The following is a 13882-nucleotide window of genomic DNA, read 5'->3' on the forward strand; positions in this document are numbered from 1 at the left end:
GTCAGGACAACTTTCACGATAGAGGAACATCTACGTTTTTTCAATGTCTAGCACGGGTTATGGTGATGAATCATAAATGTGCTTTTCTGCAAGAAAAAGGGAGTGATAACCTTAGGGGTTATTTCATATAAAAATGACGTTCCATCAACGCAGGACACAAGAGAGTAAAGGGGTATTTTCCCGTACTTACCAGCCAAAGGGGCCGTCTCCAAGTCGATTTTTCGGCTTTGGAGATGCCCCTTTTCCATTTCAAAAACCTTGGTCGATCATGCTGCTGATTTTGAGAAATGAGTGGATTTTCCCCTTTGGAACAACCCCTTTTTATACCATCTCAGCTCTTAGCGTTAGAACCCGTATCCGCCGAAAAACGGATAGGGCTGGTACGGATATGGATAGTACGGATACGAGTATGGATACGGGTACGGATAGTAATAGGGCGGATAGAAGCTATAAGGGAGCGGGATGATGAGAGGGAACCCGCTGTCGTTTCTTCTTCTGCGAAAGAAGACGGGGTGCGCCTGATCTTCCGGAATCGTCTGGTATTGGTCTTCCGCCTGGTGAGCCTGAAGTTGTTGATCGTCAGCTTGATAAGATTGCATGGTGCGACTGCACTCCTCTCGTTTGTCTGTACGTGCAGTAGCATTATACGAGACATCCGCCTGTGTGGAGAGTTGTCCTCATGGATTTGGGCACAAAACAGCCCATCCCGAAAGGCTCGTTTCGAGATGGGCTTGGGACATGCAGAAGACGGATGTTAAATCACAGTTTCCAAAAAGGTTTTCAGCTCTTCCGCTTCCTGCTCGTTCAAGTTAAAGGCAAATTCGAGATAGCCTTCTTCCTCCAGATCGTCGTGCCCGATAATGGCAGAACGGCCGTTTTGGATGTTAATGACGAGCTTTTTGCCGTAAAAACGGTTGGTCGTCGTGATAGCCAGGTCGAAGCGGGTCGCTTCGCCTGTGAAGCTGACAAATCGCGTTTTGGTGTCCTCCGATTCGTCGTACAAATAAAACAAGTCATTCGCCATAAATACGCTCCTCTACTTCCATGCCAGATTTGGTTTGTGCTCGATATTGTGCAAAGCGCGGACAAAACGGATCGTTTTCGTCTGGGCGCGCATGACGATGGAGTGCGTCTCCACCATGTCGTCGCCCAAGTAGCGGACTCCCTGCAGCAGCTCGCCGTCCGATACCCCTGTTGCCGCGAAGATGGCGTCGTCTCCTTTTACCATATCGTGCAACGTCAGCAACTGCTCCGGATTGGCAAGCCCCATCTTGATGCAGCGCTCCCGCTCGCTGTCGTTTTGCGGCTTGAGCATCGCCTGCATGTCGCCGCCGAGACATTTGATCGCCGCCGCGCTGATGACGCCTTCCGGTGCGCCGCCGATTCCGAGAAACAGGTCAATCCCTGTATGCGGCAGACAGGCGGCAATCGCTGCGCCGACATCGCCGTCGCCGAACAGCTTGACGCGCGCGCCTTTTTCCCGGACGGTGTCGATGATGTCCTGGTGCCGCTCCCGCTCCTGGATGATGACGGTCACATCCTGAACGCGTTTGTTGTTCGCTTTGGCTACTACTTCTATCATTTTATCCACGGGATCGAAAAGGTTGATTTTTCCCGCAGCCCGCTTGCCAACCGCCATTTTCATCATGTACATGTCGGGGGCATGCAGCAAGGTTCCGCGGTCACCGACAGCGATCACCGACATGGCATTGTTGTGTCCCTTGGCGACGATCGTCGTTCCCTCCAGCGGGTCTACGGCGACGTCTACCTCCGGGCCGACCGCATCCGGGTGGCCGAGCTTTTCGCCAATGTACAGCATCGGGGCTTCGTCCAGCTCGCCTTCGCCAATGACGACCGTCCCTCTCATGTTGATCGTGTCAAACATGGCGCGCATGGCGCTGGTCGCTGCTCCGTCCGCTTCATTTTTCTTTCCTCGTCCCATCCAGTGTGACGAGGCGAGGGCAGCCATTTCTGTCACCCGCACGATTTCCAATGCCAGTTCGCGTTCCACAGTTGTGTTCCTCCCTTTATGCCGGCAAAAAATTCACCCCATCATTGTAACATAAAGTACAAGCTGATTCGTGACAGCCGGGACAAATTTGGTATACTGTTGGAGGAAAAGAGGTGAAAGCCGTGAGCAATTCCTATTTGCAGGAAGGGGAATTGGTCCTTCTCGTCCTGGTGCTGACGTTTGTGTTTACTACCTATTATGCAAAACGAAAAGCAAAAAAGCGAAAATAAGGAGAATCTCATGTACGACGTGAATACAAAGCGAATTGACCAAGTATTGGCCTATATGTCTCGCATGCTTGATCTGCTGGACAAGCTCAGGGAACGGGGAGCCGAAGCGGTTTTGTCGGACGAAGTGGCTGTTGCAGCGATGGAGCGAGCCCTGCACTTGTCCATCGAAGGAATTGTCGATGTCGGAAATGCGCTGATCGACGGCTTTATCATGCGCGATCCTGGCAGCTACAGTGATATTGTAGAAATTTTGCGCGACGAGCAAGTCGTTACCGATGAGCAGGCGGCGATTCTGACCCGCGTTGTCGATTTCCGCAAGCATCTGGTCATTGACTATACGAGCGTTCCGGCGGAGGAAATGTTCGCGCTGGTGAACGAAGCCGTGGCAGCGATGCGGCAGTTTGACCCGCATGTGCGTGCGTTTTTGCAGAAAGAATTGTTCTAGAAAATGGAGAAGCGGATTTTTTATACAAAACACTTTCGTTTGTTTACTAAAGCGTGCCGATCCGCTACAATAAGTAGAAAGGACGGTGATACGTATGACAAACGAGGGGACGTCCACTCGTGACCAAATCCTGCACATGCTCAAGGTAAAAGGCTCACTCTCTGTCAGCGACATGGCCGTCGATCTTGGCATTACAGAAATGGCGGTAAGACGCCATCTGAACACCCTGGAGAGAGACAATCTGATTAAGTCTACGCTTGTGAGGCAAGCGATGGGACGACCAACCAACGTATATTCCTTGTCGCAGGAAGCAGATGAGCTGTTTCCGCGCAATTATTCTCATTTAACGCTCGACTTTTTGCAAGACTTAAAGGAGATTGACGGGCCGGGAAAAGTCGAAATGCTGTTCCGCCGCCGCGAAAATCGCCTGGAGGAAACGTATCGCGCCCATATGCAAGGAGACTTGCGGGACCGCGTGGCCAAGCTTGCCGAACTGCAAAACGAAAAAGGCTACATGGTCGAGTGGGAAGCGGATACGGATGGAAACACGTATCGCATCCAGGAGTTCAACTGTCCAATCGCCCAGGTCGCGCGCGAATTCAATCAGGCCTGCACCTGTGAGCTGTCGCTGTTTCGCCGGGTGCTGAAAGCCGACGTGGAGCAAACGTCCTGCATGGCAAAAGGCGGAGACAAGTGCGTGTTTGAAATCAAAAAAGCGTAAAAACAGTGTCAATGATCGCCACTTTTGTACGATTCGGTGCAGGGTGGCTTTTTTGCAACAAGACGTGCAGCGGCAAGAAGAAGTAAAGGCAGATGCGAGCGCATTCCAGGATTCGTCCATTCGCGAGCTGTTTCTGCACGCCAAGGCGCATCCGAAGCAGATTGACGGCTTGCTGGGTTCGATTGCGGATTTTTTGGACGGGGAAGCGGATACGTATAAAAAAGGACTGGCCTGCATTATCGCCGGGACGTTGGTTGAAAAGGGAGGCGACCCGGCCGGGATCGTCGGGGCGGTCGTCCGGCAACTGGAGCGCCACCTGATTTTGCTGGAAGCGTATTTTCAACAGGACGACGAGCTGTCGCTTGCCGAGCGGTTCCAGACAGCGCCGGATACGGTCAAGGCACAGGTGACGTCGGACTTTGTGGTTTTGGCGACGATGACGATGATTTGCCGCGACAAGCAGGCGAGAATCGAGCTGAGACAAAATCAGCAACTGATCCGACTGATCGAGGAGCTGGAGGAACAGATCGACAATCTGCATTTTGTGAACATCGTGCTGGGCAGCGAAGACGATCTGGAGGTCGTGGCCCTGCACCCGGAGACATCGACGGGGATCAGGCTGCGGCTGTCGATGGTGCAAAACAACTTTCATCTGTTTACGCGCTCATGGGATTTGTCTTTTTGCGTTCCGGTTCACAATGCGCTGACCCCGCAAGCAGAACTGGTCGAAGTGCTGTCTTGCGAACAGGTAAAAGCATGGACCGAGAAGATCGTAGAGCAGTGGAAAAAAGCCAGGTAGCGAGACGAAGGCAGGAAGCGGCAGAGCCCGTTTTCCTGCCTTTTTTGGCGGGCAAAAGCAGACGGGCGGCTCGTCAAATGGCGCAAAAGCGGGTATCGTAAAGGAAGGCCAGAAGTTTTGGCAACAGAGATAGATCAGACTGGATGGAGGAGAAGCAACATGAAACCGTACAAAGGCTACCTGATTGATCTGGATGGAACCATTTACCGAGGCAATGAGCCGATTCCCGGCGCTGCCGAATTTGTCCGCTACTTGAAAGCGAACCGCATTCCGTACCTGTTTTTGACCAACAATTCGTCCGCATCGGCCGAGCGCGTGGCAGCGCGACTGAGCGGGATGGGAGTTGAGGCAACCGCACAGGATGTATATACGACCAGCATGGCGACTGTTGAATATTTGCAAGAAAAGGCGCCCGCAGGGGCAAGCGTGTATGCGATTGGCGAGGAAGGCTTGCTGTCACAACTGGAAGCGGCAGGCTTCCGGCTGACAGCAGACGATCCTGCCTACGTCATCGTTGGAATCGACCGTGCCTTCACGTACGAAAAGCTGACGATCGCTACCCGCGCCATCCGCGCAGGCGCTACTTTTATCGCGACCAATGCAGATGCCGCGCTGCCGACAGACAACGGACTGTTTCCAGGAAACGGCTCGCTCGTTGCCGCCGTGTCGGTCGCATCCGCTACGAAGCCGATCGTCATCGGCAAGCCGGAGCCGATCATCGTGCGCTACGCGCTTTCCGTCCTCGGCACAGAGGCATCCGAGACGTTGATCGTCGGCGACAACCTGTTCACCGACATTGAAGCTGGAGCAAACAGCGGCCTGGACAGCCTGCTCGTCCTGACAGGCTATTCGACGCGGGAAGAAGCTGCCCGCCACGCGGTGCAGCCGACGCATATCGCCAACGATTTGCCGGAGTGGCAGCTACGCATCTCGCTCTAGGCACTCTTCCTGCTGCTTCTGGCGATGGGCAATCCGGCTGGAAGCAGCAGCGGCAATCGCTCCGACGAGGTCGTCCAAAAACGTGTGGACGCCGAAGCGTTTGTCGTTGAGCTGGGCCAGCTTGCCGTGTTTGAGCTTGTCGACGTAGCCGAAGTTGGTAAAGCCGATACTGCCGTACAGATTGACGATGGCAAGCGCCATTACCTCATCCACGCCGTAAAGCGGCTCGTCCGTTTCGATAATTTTTTGAAGCGGCGGCAGCAGTTGTTTTTGCTCCGCGAGCATGTCCAACTGGATGCCAGTCAGAAGCGCATTTTGCACCTCGCGCTTTTTCAGCACGGCCTTCACGCTGTCCAGGCACAGCTCCATCGTCAGGTCGGGGACGTATTTCGTTTGCAAGAAAAACACAATCTCGGCGATGTCATCGAGGGAAACGCCGCGTTTTCCCAAAAGCCCGATGACCACCTCCAGGCAGCTCTCGCTGTTGAGCGGATGCTCGATCATCTAGGTTTTCCTCCTTTTCCGGCGATCATGAGTTCTTCTAGTATCTGCATCCAGATAGGCACCTATCCCGGTTTTGCGACATACAATGCGCCAAGAGAAGGTGTGCAAGGAGGATGGACCCGTATGGAGGAAAAAGAGCTGCTGCAGGAGCGATATGGCTTCCAGTTGCAAAACTACCGCGTGACGGGCGCCAGCAAGGTGCTCGAAACCGACCAGGGCCTGTATTACATGTTCGAAGCGCCTGCCGGCTATCGGTACAAAAGCAAGTTCGTCGAGCGCGTGCGCAAGCATTTGAGCCAGCAGCAAGACATCCGCATGCTGAAGCTGGTCAAGACCACTGGCGGACAGTCCCATTTTGTCGAGGACGACCAGCTTTACTATTTGTATCGCGGAGTGCGCGAGGCCGTTCCGGACAATGCGCCCTATGCAAGCGGCCAGTCGCTGGCGCAATTTCATCAGGCTACGAAAAATTTTTCCGGAGACAAACTGTTTATTCCGTACAGCTCGCTGGGGAACTGGCCGAGCACGTGGCGCAGAAAGCTACGGCATTACAACGAGTACCGGGATGAATTGGACGAATCGGACGTCGAGCTGACGCCGATGGATGAGCTGCTTTTGACTTGCTATACGTACGTGCATCAGCTCGGGGAAATCTCGGTCCAGTACTTGCAGGAAGCGGGCTACGACAAAGTCGTGAAGGAAACGGCCGGGCTTGGAAAAGTAGCCTACCAAAATTTTGACCAAGGGTATATGCTATGGAATGAGAAGGATGTACGCCTGATGGCGGGGGAATGGAACTGGGTTCTCGACATGCGGGCTCGCGATCTGGGGCAATGGCTGAAAGCCGAAACGAGACGCAACGGCTGGAATGACGAAGCCGCGATCAACTTTTTCGACGGCTACAACAGCGTTGCGCCGCTGCTTTCCGGGGAGTACGCCGTGATCTACGCGCTCATGCTCTATCCGGGCCGCTTTTTAAAGCTTGTGGAAGCCTACAAGGAGCTTCCGCTGGAGGAGAAGCAGGAAGTGAACGTGGAAGCGTGGCAATCCCAACTGGAAGACGAGCTGGCGAAAATGGAAGAAGGACTCCGGCACTATCCCCGTCTGGTCGAAGAGCATTACGGCGTGTCCATTCCACAAATTGATTGGCTGTGGAGGCAAAACAATGAGCAAGCCACAAGTATTCGTCACGAGGAAACTGACCAATGAAGTCATAGCCATGCTGGAGACAGTAGCCCATGTCAGCGTGTGGGAGGGAGATACTCCAGTGCCGCGCGCGAAGCTTTTGGAAGAGATCGAGCAAGCGGACGCGGTGCTGACCATGCTGACAGAACGGGTGGATGAGGAGCTTTTGCGCCGTGCGAAGAAGCTGCGCATCGTTGCGAATATGGCTGTAGGTTATGACAATATCGACGTGGCCGCCTGCAAAAGACGAGGGGTCACGGTGACCAACACGCCTGACGTGTTGACAGAGGCGACGGCGGATTTGGCGTTTGCGCTGCTCTTGGCGACTGGCCGCAGATTGACGGAAGCGAACCGTTTTTTGCTCGCCGGAGAATGGACCTCGTGGAGCCCGTACCTGATGGCCGGGCAAAGCGTGTACGGAACGACCTTGGGCATTATCGGCATGGGACGGATCGGCGAGGCGGTTGCCCGGCGAGCAGCAGGCTTCAACATGCGCATTTTGTATCACAACCGCAATCGCAAGGAAGAGGCGGAGGCAAAAACGGGAGCGCGGCTGGCCGGGCTGGATGAGCTGCTCCAGGAGTCGGACTACGTCGTGCTGCTGACGCCGCTGACAGAAGAGACGCGGCATTTGATGGGGGAAAGAGAATTTGCCCTGATGAAAAAGTCGGCTGTCTTCGTGAATGTGTCCCGGGGTGGCACCGTCGACGAAGCCGCCTTGTACGAGGCTTTGGTTTCCGGACAAATATGGGCGGCGGGGCTGGACGTATTTAGACAGGAGCCGGTTCCGCTCGACCATCCGCTTTTGTCCCTGCCAAATGTAGTCGCACTCCCGCATATCGGCAGCGCCACGATCCAGACGCGAGATGAGATGGCACGGCTGGCGGCAGCCAACATCGTCGCTGTGCTGAGCGGGAAGGAGCCGTTGACCGCGCTATGAGCACTGTGTTGATCCTGGCGGCGGGGCTGTTGCTTTTGGCAGTCGTAGCGGCTTCCGCTATAGCCTTGCATGTCACCTGGCGTCTGACTCATCCCGTGCGCAAGCCGATCGACATGGACCCGCAAGACTTCGGGATCGAGGGAGCGGAGGCGGTGGTATTCCCAAGCAGAGAGCCGGGGATTTCACTGGCGGGCTGGTATCTGTCCGCTACCCAAAATGGGCGAACGCCAAATGGCCGGACAGTGATTTTTGCCCACGGCTACAGCCAGAACAGGCAGGAGCCGCATCTGCCCGCGCTGGCGCTCGCCGCAAAGCTGGTGCATGCCGGCTATGATGTGTTCATGTTCGACTTCCGCAACAGCGGCCAGTCCAGCCCATCGTTGACCACGATCGGGTTGCGCGAACAGCAGGATTTGCTCGGCGCCATAGATTTTGCCGAAGCGAAAAAGCCGGGACAGACGATCGGCCTCATCGGCTTTTCCATGGGGGCAGCGACGTCGCTTCTCGTCGGCGGGGCGGACCCAAGAATTGCGGCTGTTGTGGCAGACTCTCCGTTTTATTCGCTCAGGGAATATTTGGAGGAAAATTTGCCGCAATGGACGGGCCTGCCGCGCTTTCCTTTTAGCTGGCTGATTTTGACCTTGAGCCCGGTTTTGCTCCGCGCGAATCCGCGCCATGTCAAGCCGTATGAAATCGTAAGCCGCGCGAAAAAGCCGATCATGTTCATTCATGGGACCAAAGACTCGACTGTGCCCGCGGAAAACAGCAAGCGGCTGCACGCGTTGGCACAGGATGAGGACTCGCAAATTTGGCTCGTTCCGCACGCCGGGCACGTGCGCAGCTTCGCTTTGCTTCCGGATGAGTATGCGGAGCGGGTCATTGCCTTTTTGGAAAAAGGGATGAGAAAAGCAGGCAAGAGCGCGGGAGCATTCGCCCTGCGAAAATAAAAAAAGCAGCTACGCCGAAGACGGTAGCTGCTTTCATGGCTGTGCGCCTGGATTAAAATACTTGTTGCACTTCTTTGATGCCTGGGATTTCTTCCACCAGTGCGCGTTCGATCCCTGCTTTCAGGGTGATGGTGGAGGAAGGGCAACTGCCGCATGCACCCATCAGGCGCAGCTTCACGATGCCATCTTCTACGTCAACAAGTTGTACGTCACCGCCGTCACGTTGCAGGTAAGGGCGCAGTTTATCGAGAACTTCTTGTACTTGATCCATCATATCCATGTTACATTCACTCCTTTCCAACTCTCCTTTATTATAATCGTACGCTGGCGATAAATCCATGGCTTACATGCCCTGTTAGCACTTTCACGCCAGAAGTATAATCAATGTGAACCGCATGGACTTTTTGCAATAGCAGCATGTTATAATGAAAAAGCAAGTACTTCAACATAAGGAGTCAGATTTTCGTGAACGTATTTCGCAATGTGAAGGAACTGATTGGCAATACGCCAATCGTCGAAATTACACAGTTTGAGCTTCCCGAGGGAGTACGCTTGTTTGCCAAGCTGGAATATTTCAATCCGGGCGGCAGTGTGAAGGACAGACTGGGCATGGAATTGATCCGCGCCGCTGAAGAAAATGGCCAACTGAAGCCAGGGGGCACCATTATCGAACCGACAGCAGGGAATACAGGAATTGGTGTGGCACTCGCCGCTGTAGGAACCGGCTATAAAGTCATTTTTTGCGTCCCGGCCAAGTTTTCCGAGGAAAAGCAGGAGCTGATGCGCGCGCTTGGAGCCGAGGTTGTGAATACCCCGACCGAGCTGGGCATTAAAGGAGCAATCGCCAAGGCACAGGAGCTGGCCGCGTCGATTCCAGGCTCGTTCGTGCCGCAGCAATTCGCAAATCCGGCGAACCCCGACGCCCACTACAAGACGACAGGCCCGGAAATCTGGAGCCAAATGGACGGCCAAGTGGATGTATTTGTCGCAGGTGCCGGGTCCGGCGGTACATTCATGGGCGTAGCCCGCTATTTGAAGGAGCAAAATCCGAACATTAAGACCGTGATTGTGGAGCCGGAGGGTTCGATCCTGAACGGGGGAGAGTCTGGTCCGCACAAAACGGAAGGCATCGGCATGGAGTTTTTGCCGCCGTTCATGGACACCAGCTACTTCAACGCGATTCACACCATTCTCGATGTGGAAGCATTCGATCTGGTCAAGCAGCTCGCCGCCAAAGAAGGCTTGCTCGTCGGCAGCTCTGCCGGTGCAGCGATGGCAGCGGCTCTGCGCGAAGCGAAGGAAGCAGCTCCGGGCACGAACATCGTCACCTTGTTCGCGGATGGCAGCGAACGCTATCTGAGCAAAAAAATTTACCAGGGAGGAATTTAAGATGCGCATCAAAACCCGGCTGATCCACGGCGGAATTGATGGAGATCCACATACAGGAGCGGTTTCCGTTCCGATTTACCAGGTGAGCACGTACAAGCAGGAAGCAATCGGCGTTCACAAAGGCTTTGAATATTCCCGTACCGGCAACCCGACGCGCCACGCGCTGGAGACGTACATTGCAGAAATCGAAGGCGGCGCCCGCGGCTTTGCTTTTGGCTCCGGCATGGCGGCATTGTCCACGATTCTTTCCCTGTTCAGCAAGGGCGATCATCTCGTAGTCGGCGACGATGTGTACGGCGGTACATATCGCGTAGTGACCCGCGTCTTTTCCCGCATGGGCCTGGAAGCAAGCTACGTCGACACCAGCAATCTGGAAGCGGTAGAGGCAGCCATTCGCCCGGAAACAAAAGCGATCATCATGGAGACGCCGACCAACCCGTTGCTGAAAGTAAGCGACATTCGCGCGCTGGCGGACATCGCCAAAGCAAAAGGCGTACTGCTCGTCGTCGACAATACGTTCATGACGCCATACTGGCAAAATCCGCTCGATCTGGGCGCAGACATCGTGTTCCACAGCGCAACGAAGTATTTGGGCGGCCACAGTGACGTCGTCGCAGGTCTGGTTGTCGCCAAAGATGCACAGATCGGAGAAGACCTGCATTTCGTGCAAAACGCGATCGGCGGCGTCCTCGGCCCGCAAGATTCCTGGCTGCTTCTGCGCGGCATGAAAACGCTTGGCATTCGCATGGAAGAGCACGAGCACAATGCGCGCACATTGGCAAAATGGCTGTCCGAGCGCAGCGACATCAAACGGGTCATTTATCCGGGCTTGTCCAGCCACTCCGGGCATGAGCTGATTCAAAAACAAGCGCGCGGCTTCGGCGGCATGATCTCGTTTGACGTCGGCAGCGCTGAACGCGCCGATGAAGTTTTGGCAAAAGTGAAGTATTACACGCTGGCTGAATCGCTGGGAGCTGTCGAAAGCCTCATCAGCGTGCCTGCCCGCATGACACACGCCTCCATCCCGGCAGAGCGCCGCGCCGAGTTGGGCATTACGGACGGTTTGGTGCGCATTTCTGTAGGGATCGAAGACGTACAAGACTTGATCGAGGATCTCGACCAGGCGCTGTCTTAATCCCGCAACACATCTCGCACAGCGACGGACCCGAGAGGAGGCGGATGAGATGAGTGTGGAAATCAAGGTGTTTGGAACCGAACAGCTCTGCGCAAGCTGCGTCAATTTGCCATCGGCCAAAGAAACGGCAGAATGGCTGCAGGCTGCTCTGTCCCGCAAATACGGCAGCGGCAGCATCCGCATCGTGTACAGCGACTTTCAACACCCGCAGACAGACGATGACAAAAGCTGGGCGACACGCATCATTGAGGAAGATTTATGGTATCCGCTTGTCGTAATTTCCGGGGAAATTGTCGGCGAGGGAAATCCTAAGCTCAAAGACATTTACGAAAAGCTGGAAAGTATGGGTGTCACTCCGCTGGCTGCGCAGACTGAAAGCGAATAGGCCACCGCCCAAGGCTTGCTCCGATTAAGGAACCGATCAGATGGTGATATCTGGTCGGTTTTTTGCGTCGCTGATTAGTTGGGGGCTTTTCGACGGGTGGGGAAGGATGTTTTTTTGCTTGGCTGCCAGCCCTATAAGCAACTGTCAACCCCTCAAGAACTGTTGGCGAGGAAATCTACCGTTAGCACCTTGTGCATCTTACGGCAGGCAATGCCCCGCTGCACGAAGAAGGCCGGCTGCTGGCTGCTCGCCGTGTGCCCGTCGGCTGCTCGCTGTGTGCCCGTCGGCTGCTCGCTGTGTGCCCGTCGGCTGCTCGCTGTGTGCCCGTCGTATGCTCGCCGTATGCCCACTCCATGCTCGCCGCCACTGGTTAGCCCGCCCGGAATAGAGAGTTTTTACCTCTTTGTATTTGATTCGTAAACCATTTGTAACGAAAAAAAAGCGGCTTCGTCCTATAGTTGTCTATGTAGTCAAGAACAACCAGGGAGGAAAAAACAATGAACAAAAAATGGATGAAACCAGCCGCCTTTCTCGTATTGGCAGGAGTGGTAGGCGTAGCAGGATTGAATCTGGCAGGTACGAAGGCAGCGCATGCCGCCTCTGAGAAAGGCAAGCTTTTCGCAGCAGCAGACGAATTGAAGCTCGACAAAAACACCTATGTCATCGACGTGAAGTCCGCTGATGTAAACGGCGATAAGGTAGAAGATACAGTCTTTCTGGTCGGACAAAAAGAGAAAGCCGACGACATTTACGCGTCCAACATGAACATCGTCGTGCAAGACGGCAAATCGAAGACATACAGCGCAACAGACATCAAGGAGCTGGGCGGCTACGAAGGCGAGCTGACGCTCGTAGACTTCACCGGAGATCACGTAGCCGATGCGTTCGTGAAAACAGCGACGGGCGGCAGCGGCGGCATCTACCATCACGTGATCGCAACGTTTGCAAACAACAAGCCAACCGTCATTTTTGGCGAAAAGGAAAACGAAGGCATCCGCTACGAAGGCAAGTTCGTGAATGGCTTCAAGGTGGAGGGAAAAGGCGCTCAGTTGGACAAGCCGTTGAGCATTGACGTAAGTGCCAACCAGGATGATTACATGGCGGCCAAGCTGTACGACAAAGCCGGAAAAGTGCAGGCAGACGGCGAGGACGTAACCGTATATTCGTATCCGTTTGGCTCGCTGACGCCAATCGACATGGACGGAAACGGAACCTATGAACTCGCAGGACAACAACGAATCGTGGGCATGAACAACACGGATACCGTTTCCCGCATCAACTCCGTCTGGGGCTACCAGGGCGCAGGCAAATGGAACCCGTGGGAAGTGGAATACTCCACCTTCCTGGTAAAACACCCAGGCGAAGCGATCAACACGACGATCGAGAAGTAAGCTTGTTTGTTTGCAGCAAGATCAAAGAAGCGTCCCCTTTTCCAGAAGGAAGAGAGGATTTTTTTGTGTAGGCTGTCTTGTTCTACTGTCCGCTGCACGCTCATATCCTTCATTGGAACAGCCCAAACCAAGGAGGACGAGCAGATGGAACAGCTAATCGCCCGCTTTTACGAACTGAAAGAAATCCAAAAACAGGTAGAGGATGAACTTGGCGCGCTGCGAAGCAAGCTGATCGACACCTACGCGGAAGCCGGCAGCGCCGAGGAAGGCGACTTCAAGCTGTCGATCAGCTACCAGGAACGCCGGGAATACAGCGACGACCGCCTCTACAACTCCTTGCCCGACCCGACCCTCTGGCGCCTCATGTCCCGGGCCGACACCGGGAAAATCGCCAGCCTGCTCAAGCTGAACGTCATCCATGAGGGGATATTGGAGGGGACGTATGAGCAGAAGAAGGTGCCGGTTTTGCGGGTGCAGAAGAGGTGAGGAAGAAAAGTCAATTGAATACAGACAGGAGGACCGTCAGACAAAGTGCTGGCGGTCTGTTTTTTTGCTCGCATTGCATTTCGGGCTGTAGAAAGTTTTATAGTTCTAAAATCCTATAAATGTAATCGTGGTTCGTGACTTTTTGTCCATTGTTAAAGAATGGAAACAATCCGATATCTGTGGTGATGGGTTTTAATTCCTTTTTATATATACATTGGATGGTAGAACAGCAAAGCAACAAACGGAACAGCAAGAATCCTCCAATCTATATAGGACCGATTGCGGAGAGGAGGAAAATGATAGCCATTCTTTGATTTGTTCGTCACTGACAGGTTGTCCGTCTTTTGACAACGAATAACCGGGTATAGGTCTTCC

Annotated in this window: 18 protein-coding genes; 13 read left to right on the forward strand and 5 right to left on the reverse strand. The window is 54.3% G+C overall.

Annotation, left to right across the window (positions count from 1 at the left end; all coding sequences use genetic code 11):
• Nucleotides 1-344: 344 nt before the first annotated feature.
• The 3 genes from AC3WQH_RS24000 to glpX all read right to left on the reverse strand — a co-directional run bounded on the left by AC3WQH_RS24000 (nucleotide 345) and on the right by glpX (nucleotide 2011).
• Complete coding sequence (locus tag AC3WQH_RS24000) at nucleotides 345-599, reverse strand: hypothetical protein (protein WP_007777841.1); 255 nt, start codon at nucleotides 597-599, stop codon at nucleotides 345-347.
• A 155-nt stretch (nucleotides 600-754) separates the two neighbouring features.
• Nucleotides 755-1024 (reverse strand): DUF3055 domain-containing protein, encoded by a 270-nt coding sequence (locus tag AC3WQH_RS24005; protein WP_005836598.1) that lies wholly within the window; start codon nucleotides 1022-1024, stop codon nucleotides 755-757.
• A gap of 12 nt (nucleotides 1025-1036) precedes the next feature.
• Nucleotides 1037-2011, reverse strand: coding sequence for a class II fructose-bisphosphatase (gene glpX / locus AC3WQH_RS24010; RefSeq protein ID WP_005836600.1), 975 nt, complete (start codon nucleotides 2009-2011; stop codon nucleotides 1037-1039).
• Nucleotides 2012-2251: 240 nt separating this feature from the next.
• On the opposite strand from glpX, the gene AC3WQH_RS24015 reads away from it, so the two are divergent.
• The 4 genes from AC3WQH_RS24015 (at nucleotide 2252) to AC3WQH_RS24030 (ending at nucleotide 5145) form a co-directional block, all read left to right on the forward strand.
• Nucleotides 2252-2686 carry a DUF86 domain-containing protein gene (locus AC3WQH_RS24015; RefSeq protein ID WP_005836602.1) on the forward strand — a complete coding sequence of 145 codons (435 nt, stop codon included), beginning with the start codon at nucleotides 2252-2254 and terminating at the stop codon, nucleotides 2684-2686.
• Nucleotides 2687-2780: 94 nt separating this feature from the next.
• Nucleotides 2781-3407: a helix-turn-helix transcriptional regulator gene (locus tag AC3WQH_RS24020; protein WP_005836603.1), complete on the forward strand. Its 627-nt coding sequence runs from the start codon at nucleotides 2781-2783 to the stop codon at nucleotides 3405-3407.
• Nucleotides 3408-3459: 52 nt separating this feature from the next.
• Nucleotides 3460-4206, forward strand: coding sequence for a hypothetical protein (locus tag AC3WQH_RS24025; protein ID WP_492332285.1), 747 nt, complete (start codon nucleotides 3460-3462; stop codon nucleotides 4204-4206).
• A gap of 159 nt (nucleotides 4207-4365) precedes the next feature.
• A complete protein-coding gene (locus AC3WQH_RS24030; protein ID WP_238502958.1) occupies nucleotides 4366-5145 on the forward strand; it encodes a TIGR01457 family HAD-type hydrolase in 780 nt (259 codons plus the stop codon).
• Here AC3WQH_RS24030 and AC3WQH_RS24035 read toward each other — a convergent pair.
• Nucleotides 5128-5649, reverse strand: coding sequence for a phosphatidylglycerophosphatase A family protein (locus AC3WQH_RS24035; protein WP_025843829.1), 522 nt, complete (start codon nucleotides 5647-5649; stop codon nucleotides 5128-5130). The two genes, AC3WQH_RS24030 and AC3WQH_RS24035, sit on opposite strands and share 18 nt — an antisense overlap.
• A 123-nt stretch (nucleotides 5650-5772) precedes the next feature.
• Between AC3WQH_RS24035 and AC3WQH_RS24040 the strand changes: the two genes are divergently transcribed.
• From AC3WQH_RS24040 to AC3WQH_RS24050, 3 genes are read left to right on the forward strand one after another with little or no spacing between them, the layout of a single operon-like run.
• Nucleotides 5773-6858, forward strand: a complete 1086-nt coding sequence (locus AC3WQH_RS24040) for a protein kinase family protein (protein WP_290426483.1) — start codon at nucleotides 5773-5775, stop codon at nucleotides 6856-6858.
• Entirely contained in the window at nucleotides 6815-7774 is a 960-nt protein-coding gene (locus AC3WQH_RS24045) for a 2-hydroxyacid dehydrogenase (RefSeq protein ID WP_429779514.1), read from the forward strand. The genes AC3WQH_RS24040 and AC3WQH_RS24045 overlap by 44 nt, the downstream gene beginning before the upstream one ends.
• On the forward strand, nucleotides 7771-8721 hold the full coding sequence (locus AC3WQH_RS24050; RefSeq protein ID WP_026558116.1) for an alpha/beta hydrolase: 951 nt from the start codon (nucleotides 7771-7773) through the stop codon (nucleotides 8719-8721). Before AC3WQH_RS24045 ends, AC3WQH_RS24050 begins: the two co-directional genes overlap by 4 nt.
• Before the next feature lie 52 nt (nucleotides 8722-8773).
• Here AC3WQH_RS24050 and AC3WQH_RS24055 read toward each other — a convergent pair whose 3' ends face one another.
• On the reverse strand, nucleotides 8774-8995 hold the full coding sequence (locus tag AC3WQH_RS24055; RefSeq protein ID WP_005836042.1) for a NifU family protein: 222 nt from the start codon (nucleotides 8993-8995) through the stop codon (nucleotides 8774-8776).
• A 191-nt stretch (nucleotides 8996-9186) separates the two neighbouring features.
• Here AC3WQH_RS24055 and cysK point away from each other — a divergent pair, with 191 nt between their 5' ends.
• From cysK to AC3WQH_RS24085, 6 genes are all read left to right on the forward strand, one after another.
• On the forward strand, nucleotides 9187-10110 hold the full coding sequence (gene cysK / locus AC3WQH_RS24060; protein WP_005836044.1) for a cysteine synthase A: 924 nt from the start codon (nucleotides 9187-9189) through the stop codon (nucleotides 10108-10110).
• A gap of 1 nt (nucleotide 10111) precedes the next feature.
• On the forward strand, nucleotides 10112-11245 hold the full coding sequence (locus AC3WQH_RS24065; RefSeq protein ID WP_005836046.1) for a bifunctional cystathionine gamma-lyase/homocysteine desulfhydrase: 1134 nt from the start codon (nucleotides 10112-10114) through the stop codon (nucleotides 11243-11245).
• 49 nt (nucleotides 11246-11294) lie between these two features.
• On the forward strand, nucleotides 11295-11630 hold the full coding sequence (locus AC3WQH_RS24070) for a YuzD family protein (RefSeq protein WP_005836047.1): 336 nt from the start codon (nucleotides 11295-11297) through the stop codon (nucleotides 11628-11630).
• Nucleotides 11631-11821: 191 nt separating this feature from the next.
• On the forward strand, nucleotides 11822-12004 hold the full coding sequence (locus AC3WQH_RS24075; RefSeq protein ID WP_327991477.1) for a hypothetical protein: 183 nt from the start codon (nucleotides 11822-11824) through the stop codon (nucleotides 12002-12004).
• Nucleotides 12005-12127: 123 nt separating this feature from the next.
• Entirely contained in the window at nucleotides 12128-13021 is an 894-nt protein-coding gene (locus AC3WQH_RS24080; protein ID WP_492332286.1) for a YybI family spore inner coat protein, read from the forward strand.
• 144 nt (nucleotides 13022-13165) lie between these two features.
• On the forward strand, nucleotides 13166-13507 hold the full coding sequence (locus tag AC3WQH_RS24085; RefSeq protein WP_005836051.1) for a hypothetical protein: 342 nt from the start codon (nucleotides 13166-13168) through the stop codon (nucleotides 13505-13507).
• Nucleotides 13508-13882 lie beyond the last annotated feature (375 nt).

It is taken from the genome of Brevibacillus sp. FW301-21C12A (assembly GCF_058788915.1).

Excerpts from the sequence above, each read along its gene's own strand:
- AC3WQH_RS24070 (WP_005836047.1), top strand. The coding sequence starts at position 11,295 with ATGAGTGTGGAAATCAAGGTGTTTGGAACCGAACAGCTCTGCGCAAGC.
- AC3WQH_RS24020 (WP_005836603.1), top strand. The coding sequence starts at position 2,781 with ATGACAAACGAGGGGACGTCCACTCGTGACCAAATCCTGCACATGCTC.
- AC3WQH_RS24055 (WP_005836042.1), bottom strand. The coding sequence starts at position 8,995 with ATGATGGATCAAGTACAAGAAGTTCTCGATAAACTGCGCCCTTACCTG.
- AC3WQH_RS24015 (WP_005836602.1), top strand. The coding sequence starts at position 2,252 with ATGTACGACGTGAATACAAAGCGAATTGACCAAGTATTGGCCTATATG.
- AC3WQH_RS24000 (WP_007777841.1), bottom strand. The coding sequence starts at position 599 with ATGCAATCTTATCAAGCTGACGATCAACAACTTCAGGCTCACCAGGCG.
- AC3WQH_RS24085 (WP_005836051.1), top strand. The coding sequence starts at position 13,166 with ATGGAACAGCTAATCGCCCGCTTTTACGAACTGAAAGAAATCCAAAAA.
- AC3WQH_RS24005 (WP_005836598.1), bottom strand. The coding sequence starts at position 1,024 with ATGGCGAATGACTTGTTTTATTTGTACGACGAATCGGAGGACACCAAA.
- AC3WQH_RS24035 (WP_025843829.1), bottom strand. The coding sequence starts at position 5,649 with ATGATCGAGCATCCGCTCAACAGCGAGAGCTGCCTGGAGGTGGTCATC.
- AC3WQH_RS24080 (WP_492332286.1), top strand. The coding sequence starts at position 12,128 with ATGAACAAAAAATGGATGAAACCAGCCGCCTTTCTCGTATTGGCAGGA.
- AC3WQH_RS24040 (WP_290426483.1), top strand. The coding sequence starts at position 5,773 with ATGGAGGAAAAAGAGCTGCTGCAGGAGCGATATGGCTTCCAGTTGCAA.
- AC3WQH_RS24065 (WP_005836046.1), top strand. The coding sequence starts at position 10,112 with ATGCGCATCAAAACCCGGCTGATCCACGGCGGAATTGATGGAGATCCA.
- AC3WQH_RS24030 (WP_238502958.1), top strand. The coding sequence starts at position 4,366 with ATGAAACCGTACAAAGGCTACCTGATTGATCTGGATGGAACCATTTAC.
- AC3WQH_RS24045 (WP_429779514.1), top strand. The coding sequence starts at position 6,815 with ATGAGCAAGCCACAAGTATTCGTCACGAGGAAACTGACCAATGAAGTC.
- AC3WQH_RS24050 (WP_026558116.1), top strand. The coding sequence starts at position 7,771 with ATGAGCACTGTGTTGATCCTGGCGGCGGGGCTGTTGCTTTTGGCAGTC.